This is a genomic window from Streptomyces sp. MMG1121, assembly GCF_001280015.1.
In the GTDB taxonomy this organism is placed as follows: domain Bacteria; phylum Actinomycetota; class Actinomycetes; order Streptomycetales; family Streptomycetaceae; genus Streptomyces.
Genome location: NZ_LGDV01000177.1, coordinates 104,548 through 112,283 on the forward strand (window position 1 = coordinate 104,548; position 7,736 = coordinate 112,283).

Genomic DNA, 7,736 nt, shown 5'->3' on the forward strand with positions numbered 1-7,736 from the left:
GTCGTCGGACATTTGACTGGCCGTCAGTCCTGGGCGCGGCCCGTCGTCACGCGGGCGATCATGAGGGCGACGAGGATGATTCCGCCGTAGATGGCCTGGATCCAGAACGACGGGACCTGGGCGAGGGTGAGCAGGTTCTGGACGACGCCCAGCAGGAGCACACCGGTCAGGGCGCCGAACATGGTGCCCTTGCCGCCGTCCAGGCTGATGCCGCCGATCACCGCCGCGGCGAACACGGTGAAGATCATGTTCTGGCCCTGGTTGGCGCTGATCGCGCCGACGTAGCCGGTCTGCAGCAGGCCGCCGACCGAGGCGAGCACGCCCGCGACGACGTACACACCGAGCATGACCCGGTCCACCCGGACACCGGCCGCGCGGGCGGCGTCCGCGTTGCCGCCGATCGCGTACAGGGCGCGGCCGGCGCGGTGGTACTTCAGCAGGAACCCGGTGACGGCGAAGGCGACCGCGGCGAGCCACACCGACATGGGGACGTTGAGGAAGGTGGTGGTGGCCAGCGAGTAGAAGCTGTCGGGCATCCCGAACAGGGTCTTGCCCTTGGTCGCGCCCACGAGCAGGCCGCGCAGCACGATGAGCATCGCGAGCGTGACGATGAACGCGTTGAGCCGGAACTTCACCACGAGGACGCCGTTGAAGGCGCCGATGGCCGCGCCGACGACGGGAATGGCGAGCAGGGCGAGCGCGGCCGGGAATCCGGTGCCCCAGCCGGCCTGGCTCGCGGGCAGCACCAGCAGGGCGCCGATGGCCGGTGCGATGCCGACCACCGACTCCAGCGACAGGTCGAACTTGCCGGTGATCAGGACGAGGGACTCGGCGAGCACGACCATGGCGAGCGCGGCGGAGGCGCCGAGGATCGAGATCAGGTTCCGCTCGGTCAGGAACGAGTCGTTGACCACGGCGCCGAGCACCATGAGCAGCAACAGGGCCGGGACGAGGGCGAGTTCGCGGGCGCGGCGCAGCAGGACGGTTCTGGCCGACCGCGCGTCCGGGGTCTTCGGGGGCGCGAGCGGCGGGGCCGCCCGGGTGTCAGCCATGGTCCACTCCTTCGATGGAGGCGATCAGCTCGTGGTCGTGCCAGCCGGCCGGGTGCTCGGCGACGACACGGCCGTGGAAGAGGACGAGGACGCGGTCGCAGCGGCGCAGGTCGTCGAGTTCGTCGGAGACGACGAGGACGGCGATGCCGTCGTCGCGTGCGCTGTCCATGCGGGCGAGCAGTGACTCCTTGGACTTCACGTCGACGCCGGCGGTGGGGTTGATCAGGACCAGCAGGCGGGGGTCGGAGGCGAGGGCGCGGGCCATGACGACCTTCTGCGCGTTGCCGCCGGACAGATCCGCCACCGGCTGGTCGGGGCCTTCGGCGTGGATGTCGAGGCGTTCGATCAGTTCGGCGGCGAAGCGGCGTCTGCGGTCGGTGGCGACGAAACCGGCCCGGCCGAGCCGGTCCAGCACGCTGAGCGTGGCGTTGTCGCCGATGCTCATGCCGGACACCAGTCCCTGCTCGTGCCGGTCGCGCGGGACGCAGCCGACCCCGGCCCGCAGGGCGGCCCGCACATCACCGAACGGCAGCCGCTCACCGTCGAGTCGAGCCCGTCCGCCGGTCGGGACGTGCAGTCCCGCGAAGGACTCGGCCAGTTCGGTCTTGCCGCTGCCGCTGGATCCGGCGAGCCCGACGACCTCGCCGCGCCGCACGCTGAGGTCGACGTTCTCGTACGCCGGCGAAGTCAGCCCGTGCGCTTCCAGCAGGACGGGGGCATCGGCCTCAACCACCGCTTGCCTCGTGGCCCGTTCGGCGACCGACTCCCCCGCCATGGCCTCCACCAGGGCCGCCTTCGGCAGGTCGGCGACCGGGGCGGTGGTGATCCAGCGCGCGTCGCGCAGCACGGTGACGGTCTGGCAGACCTCGTACACCTCCTGCAGGTGGTGCGAGATGAACAGGAAGGTGACGCCGGAGTCCTGCAGCGAGCGCATACGGGTGAAGAGCCGCTCGATCTCCCGGTTGTCGAGCTGGGCGGTGGGTTCGTCCAGCACGATGAACCGGGCGCCGAAGCTCAACGCCCGGGCGATCTCCACCATTTGGCGGTCCTCGACCCTCAGGTCGGCGGTCCGTGCCTCGGGATCGACGTGCACGTCCCAGGTGCCGAGCAGCTCGGCGGCCTCGCGGCGCAGCCGGCGCCAGCTGATGAACCCGCGGCCGGTGGGCTGCCGGTTGAGGAACAGGTTCTCGGCGACCGTCAGCTCCGGCACGACCGTCGGCTTCTGGTACACACAGGCGACCTTGCGGCGCCAGGCGTCCCGGTCGGCGAGCGCAGGCGCGCGCTCGCCGTCGAATTGGACCGTGCCCTCGTCCGGCGCCTGGAGGCCGGTGAGGACGTTGACCAGGGTGGACTTGCCGGCGCCGTTGCGGCCGACGAGCCCGTGGGACTCGCCGGCCACGACGGTGAGGCGGCCGTCGGCGAGGGCGACGGTGGGGCCGTACCGTTTGACGATGTCCTTGGCTTCCACGAGCGGTGTACTCATGTGACCGTGTTGCCCCACAGCTTGGGGTCGTCGACGTTGGCCTTGGTGACCAGCGGCGCGGGCAGCTGGTCCTCCAGGACGCCGTTGGGGAGTTCGACGATCACGGAGCCGTGGTCGGTCGGCCCGGGCTTGAACGTCTTCCCGGCCATCGCCGCCTTGATGTAGTACAGGCCGTACCGGGCGTAGGCGTCGGCGGGCTGGGAGACCGTGGCGTCGATCTGGCCCTTGCGGATGGCGTCGAACTCCTGCGGGATGCCGTCGTTGGAGACGATGCTGATGTGCCCCGGCTGTCCGGCCGTCCTCAGCATGCCCTTGGACTTCAGGGTCTGCAGGGTCGGCGCGAGATAGACGCCGCCGGCCTGGAGATAGATGCCCTTGATGTCGGGGTTGGCGTTGAGCAGGGTGTCGAGCTTGGCGGCGGCGGTGTCGGACTCCCACTTGGCGGGGATCTCCAGCACCTTCAGCTTCGGGTACTTCTTCTTCACGCAGGATCGGAAGGCCTCGGAGCGGTCGCGGCCGTTCACCGAGGCGAGGTCGCCCATGACCTGCACGACCTTGCCGCTGGTGATGTGCTGTCCGAGGTAGTCGCAGGCCTTGGTGCCGTACGCGACGTTGTCGGCGCGCACCACCATGGCGACCTTGCCCTTGTCGGGGGCGACGTCCACGGCGACCACGGGGACGCCCTTGCGCTCGGCCTGGGCGAGTCCGGCCTGGATGGCGGCGCTGTCCAGCGGGGCGACCACCAGCCCCTTGACGCCCTGGGTGAGTTCGTTGTCGATGTCGGTGATCTGCTGCGACGGGTCGCTGTTGGAGTTGACCGTCTTGAGCACCTCGACGCCCTCGGACTTGGCCATCTTGGGCACGTAGTCGTTGTACGACTGCCAGAACGGCGAGGTCAGCAGCGGCAGGATCACGCCCACCTTGCCGGTGCCGCCGCTGCCCGCGCTCGCGGTGTCCTTGGTGCTGCCGCAGGCGGCGAGCATGAGTGAGGCGCCGGCGGCCAGAGCCACCGCGCCGATGATCCGGGACCTGCTGCGCTTCCTCACTGTGCTGGCGGGCATCTCGCGGCTCCTCGTCGAGGGTTTTCGAGCAGACGCCGCATACTTATCAGACCAATGAGCCGACGCAACACCCTCGTGCAGCGAAAATCCGGGCTGCCGACCCGTAGTGGTCGGACCACTCGGCTGGCTAGACTGCGTCGCACCGGGTGACCGGACGTCGGCACCTGGTGACTGGAGGAGTGGCGTGGACGAGGCAGCCCCACAGAAGGGCACGGTGACCCAGCGCGCCATCGACGAGATCAAGGCGATGATCGCCGAGGGCCGGCTGGAGCCGGGCCAGCGACTGCCCACCGAGCGGGATCTCGCGGTCCGGCTGGGCATCTCCCGCAGCTCGATGCGGGAGGCGATCCGCGCGCTGACGGTGCTGGGCGTCCTGGAGGCCCGGCACGGCTCCGGCATCTACGTCACCGCGCTGGAGGCCGGCGACCTGCTGGAGACCTTCGGAGTGGTCGCGGACCTGTCCCGGGGCCCGCGCCTGGTGGAGCTGCTGGAGGTGCGCCGGATCCTGGAGTCGACGGCGACCGCACTGGCGGCCGCGCGCATCACCGACGACCAACTCCGCGGCGTGGAGGAGCACTTGGCGGCGATGAACGCCACCGACGACCCCGAGGAGATCCTCGCCCACGACCTCGCCTTCCACCGCGAGATCGCTGTCGCGGCGGGCAACGAGACCATGGCGGCCATCCTGGAGGGCCTGTCCTCACGCACCTTCCGCGCCCGGGTCTGGCGCGGCTACCAGGAAGAGGGCGCCTTCGCCCGCACCCGACGCGAGCACGCCGCGATCCACCGCGCCCTCGCGGCCCGCGATCCGGAGGCGGCGAGGGCCGCGGCGGCGGCCCACGTGGGCGAGGTGGAGGAGTGGCTGCGGGCGCAGCTCGGCGGGTGATTCCGGCGCGAGGACCCGGCGCGTACCGGGTCAGGCGCGCCGGAGCCTGAGCGTCACCAGCTCGAACGGCCGCAGTCGTACGGCGATCCGCTCGCCGTCGCGGAGTGGCGGCTCGGTGTCGCCGTCCGGTCGCTCCAGCAGGTCGGTCACGGTGACGTCGGCGACCTCGAAACCGGCCGTGAGCGTGGCCCGGGCCCGGCCACCGTGGGCCTCGTGGAAGCGGACCACCACGTCGCCACTGCCGTCGTCGGCGAGCTTCACCGCCGTCAGCACCACCGCGTCGTTGTCCACGGCGACCAGGGGGGCGACCTCGCGGGCGCCGGTCACGCCGCGCTCCGGCAGGTTGATCCACCACCCCTCGCGGACCGCGTCGGCGATCGAGGCGCCCGGGACCAGGGCGTGCCGGAAGCGGTGGAGGCCCTGATCGGTCTCCGGGTCGGGGAAGCGCGGGGCGCGCAGCAGCGAGACCCGGACCGTGGTCGTCGTACCCCGGTCGCCGTCGGTGCGCACCGCGCGGGTCACGTCGTGGCCGTACGTCGAGTCGTTGACGACCGCCACGCCCCAGCCGGACTCCGCGAGGTGCACGAAGCGGTGGTTGCACGCCTCGAACTTGGCGGCCTCCCACGAGGTGTTGGTGTGGGTGGGTCGGAAGACATGCCCGAACTGCGTTTCCGACGCGTACCGTTCGGCGTGCAGGTCGAGCGGGAAGGCCATTTTCAGGAACTTCTCCGTCTCGTGCCAGTCCACCTCGGTGTCGATCACGAGACGCCGCTCGCCGGGCGGCAGGGACAGCACCTGGGTGACGCGGGAGTCGCCGAAGGACCGCACGATCCGCACCGACAGTCCGTCCTCGCCGGCCCTCACCTCGTCCGCGTCCGTGAGGTCCGTGACCGTGTTGCGGTAGAACTCGTCCACGTCCCAGGCGTCCCACATGTTCGGGAAGTCCGGGTGGAGTTGGAGCAGGTTGGCGGCCCGGCCCGGGGCGATGGTCTCGCGGTCGGCCTCCAGGTCGCGGGCGGAGACGACCAGACCTCGCGCGTCGATCTCGACCCGCAGCAGGCCGTTGGCCAGCACGTGTCCGCCGTCGGGCCGCGGGGCCGGACTCGTCCCCCGCACCGGCCGTCGCGCCGCGGCGCCGCCGGCCGGAACCCCGTCGCGGCTGTGCGGGGCCGCGTTGAAGACCAGGTCCCGGTCCCCGTCCCCGGCCAGTGCCCGCTGGGCCGCGCCGATGATGCCGGTCAGCTCCGTGGCGATCCTCCCATACGTCGCCCGTGCCTCCCGGTGCACCCAGGCGATGGACGAGCCGGGCAGGATGTCGTGGAACTGGTGCAGCAGGACCGTCTTCCAGATGCGGTCCAACTCCGCATGGGGATAAGGGAGTCCGGCCCGGACCGCGGCCGTGGCGGCCCACAGCTCGGCCTCGCGCAGCAGGTGTTCGCTGCGCCGGTTGCCCTGCTTGGTCTGCGCCTGGCTGGTGAGGGTGGCGCGGTGCAGTTCGAGGTACAGCTCGCCGACCCAGACCGGCGGCTCGGGGTATTCCGCCTCGGCCTTCTCGAAGAACGCGCGGGGTGTCTCCCAGACGACGCTCGCGGAGCCCTCGAGGTCGCGCAGCCGGGCCGCCTTGGCGACCATCTCACGCGTCGTGCCGCCGCCCCCGTCGCCCCAGCCGGTCGGCGCGAGGGAGTGCCGGGCCCGGCCCTTGTCCTTGAAGTTCCGTGCCGCGTGGGCGATCTCCCCGCCCTTCATGGAACAGTTGTAGGTGTCCACGGGCGGGAAGTGGGTGAAGATCCGGGTGCCGTCGATGCCCTCCCACTGGAAGGTGTGGTGCGGGAACCTGTTCGTCTGCGACCACGAGATCTTCTGGGTCAGCAGCCACTTGGAGCCCGCCGCCTTGATGATCTGCGGGAGTCCGGCGGCGAATCCGAAGGTGTCGGGCAGCCAGGCCTCCTCGTTCTCGATGCCGAACTCGTCAAGGAAGAACCGCTTGCCGTGCACGAACTGACGGGCCATCGCCTCCGAGCCCGGCATGTTGGTGTCCGACTCCACCCACATCCCGCCGGCCGGCACGAACCGCCCCTCCGCCACGGCCTTCTTCACCCGCGCCCACACCTCGGGCCGGTGCTCCTTCACCCACGCCCACTGCTGCGCCTGCGACATGGCGAAGACGAAGTCCGGCTCGTCCTCGATCAGCGCGGTCATGTTGGAGGTCGTACGGGCCACCTTGCGGACCGTCTCCCGCAGCGGCCACAGCCACGCCGAGTCGATGTGCGCGTGCCCGACGGCGCTGATCCGGTGCGCGGAGGGCACGGCGGGGGCGGACAGGACCCCGGTGAGCCGCTCCCGGGCGCACGCCGCCGTGCCGTTCACGTCCTGGAGGTCGACGGCGTCCAGGGCCCGCTCGACGGCGCGCAGGAGGTCGTACCGGCGTGCGGAGTCCACGGGCAGCTCGGCCATCAGCTCACCGAGCACCTCCAGGTCCATGACCAGCTGCCACACGGTCTCGTCGAAGACGGCGAGGTCCATGCGGGTGAGCGTGTACTGCGGCTCGGCGCCGGCGCTCTCCTTGTCGCCGAGCCGTGTGGGCCGGAAGGGGTGGTAGTCCAGGATGACCGGGTTGGAGGCGGCCTCGATGTGCAGGCGGACCTCCTCGCCGCCCTCGACGGGCGCGCCGATCCGCACCCACTGGTTGCGCGGGTTCAGGCCCTTCACAGGGGTGCCGTCGGGCCGGTAGACCAGGCCCTCGCACTGGAAGCCCGGCATGTTCTCGTCGAAGCCCAGGTCGAGCAGGGCCTCGACGGTCCGCCCGGCCCACGCCGCGGGCACGGTCCCGGTCACCCGGAACCAGCTCGTGCCCCACGGAGCACCCCACCGGGCGCCGGCCTCGATCGGCTCGGGCTCGGCGGCGAGTCCCTCCTCGACCGGTACGGGTTCGCCGGGCGCGTGCCACACCGCGACCCGGAGCGGGACGGACTCGGGGTACACGGCGGGGCGGATGCGTTCGTCGAGGACGCGCCTGAGGCGGGCTTCCACCAGAGTGCGGTCGTCATGCATGCGGGGTGCTCCCTGCGGGTTCCGGGTGGGTACGGGGTTCCGGGCGAGGTGTTACCAGGGGTGGGTGACGGTCACGGGGATCGAGGTGTTGTACAGCTCCCCCACGGCGCGCAGTTCGAACCGTGCGGCCGTCTCGCCCTGTTCGGGCTGGAGTCCGGTGACGAAGCAGGCGCGCTGAGGGGTGCCGGCGAGGAAGCGGCGGG

At 71.3% G+C, this 7,736-nt stretch carries 5 protein-coding genes; 1 reads left to right on the forward strand and 4 read right to left on the reverse strand.

Annotated elements, in window-relative coordinates:
- Nucleotides 1-23: 23 nt before the first annotated feature.
- Genes ADK64_RS16660 through ADK64_RS16670 form a run of 3 tightly spaced genes read right to left on the reverse strand, consistent with a single transcriptional unit; the run spans nt 24 to nt 3,596 of the window.
- Complete coding sequence (locus ADK64_RS16660) at nt 24-1,052, reverse strand: ABC transporter permease (RefSeq protein ID WP_053659639.1); 1,029 nt, start codon at nt 1,050-1,052, stop codon at nt 24-26.
- Entirely contained in the window at nt 1,045-2,535 is a 1,491-nt protein-coding gene (locus tag ADK64_RS16665; RefSeq protein WP_053659641.1) for a sugar ABC transporter ATP-binding protein, read from the reverse strand. Before ADK64_RS16665 ends, ADK64_RS16660 begins: the two co-directional genes overlap by 8 nt.
- Nucleotides 2,532-3,596 (reverse strand): sugar ABC transporter substrate-binding protein, encoded by a 1,065-nt coding sequence (locus ADK64_RS16670; RefSeq protein WP_053659643.1) that lies wholly within the window; start codon nt 3,594-3,596, stop codon nt 2,532-2,534. The genes ADK64_RS16665 and ADK64_RS16670 overlap by 4 nt, the downstream gene beginning before the upstream one ends.
- Before the next feature lie 184 nt (nt 3,597-3,780).
- On the opposite strand from ADK64_RS16670, the gene ADK64_RS16675 reads away from it, so the two are divergent.
- Nucleotides 3,781-4,482, forward strand: coding sequence for a FadR/GntR family transcriptional regulator (locus tag ADK64_RS16675; protein WP_053659645.1), 702 nt, complete (start codon nt 3,781-3,783; stop codon nt 4,480-4,482).
- A gap of 30 nt (nt 4,483-4,512) precedes the next feature.
- Here ADK64_RS16675 and ADK64_RS16680 read toward each other — a convergent pair whose 3' ends face one another.
- The gene (locus ADK64_RS16680; RefSeq protein WP_053659647.1) at nt 4,513-7,533 is read right to left on the reverse strand and encodes an alpha-mannosidase; all 3,021 of its coding nucleotides are present in this window, start codon (nt 7,531-7,533) and stop codon (nt 4,513-4,515) included.
- Between the last annotated feature and the right edge of the window lie 203 nt (nt 7,534-7,736).

Excerpts from the sequence above, each read along its gene's own strand:
- ADK64_RS16660 (WP_053659639.1), bottom strand. The coding sequence starts at position 1,052 with ATGGCTGACACCCGGGCGGCCCCGCCGCTCGCGCCCCCGAAGACCCCG.
- ADK64_RS16665 (WP_053659641.1), bottom strand. The coding sequence starts at position 2,535 with ATGAGTACACCGCTCGTGGAAGCCAAGGACATCGTCAAACGGTACGGC.
- ADK64_RS16670 (WP_053659643.1), bottom strand. The coding sequence starts at position 3,596 with ATGCCCGCCAGCACAGTGAGGAAGCGCAGCAGGTCCCGGATCATCGGC.
- ADK64_RS16680 (WP_053659647.1), bottom strand. The coding sequence starts at position 7,533 with ATGCATGACGACCGCACTCTGGTGGAAGCCCGCCTCAGGCGCGTCCTC.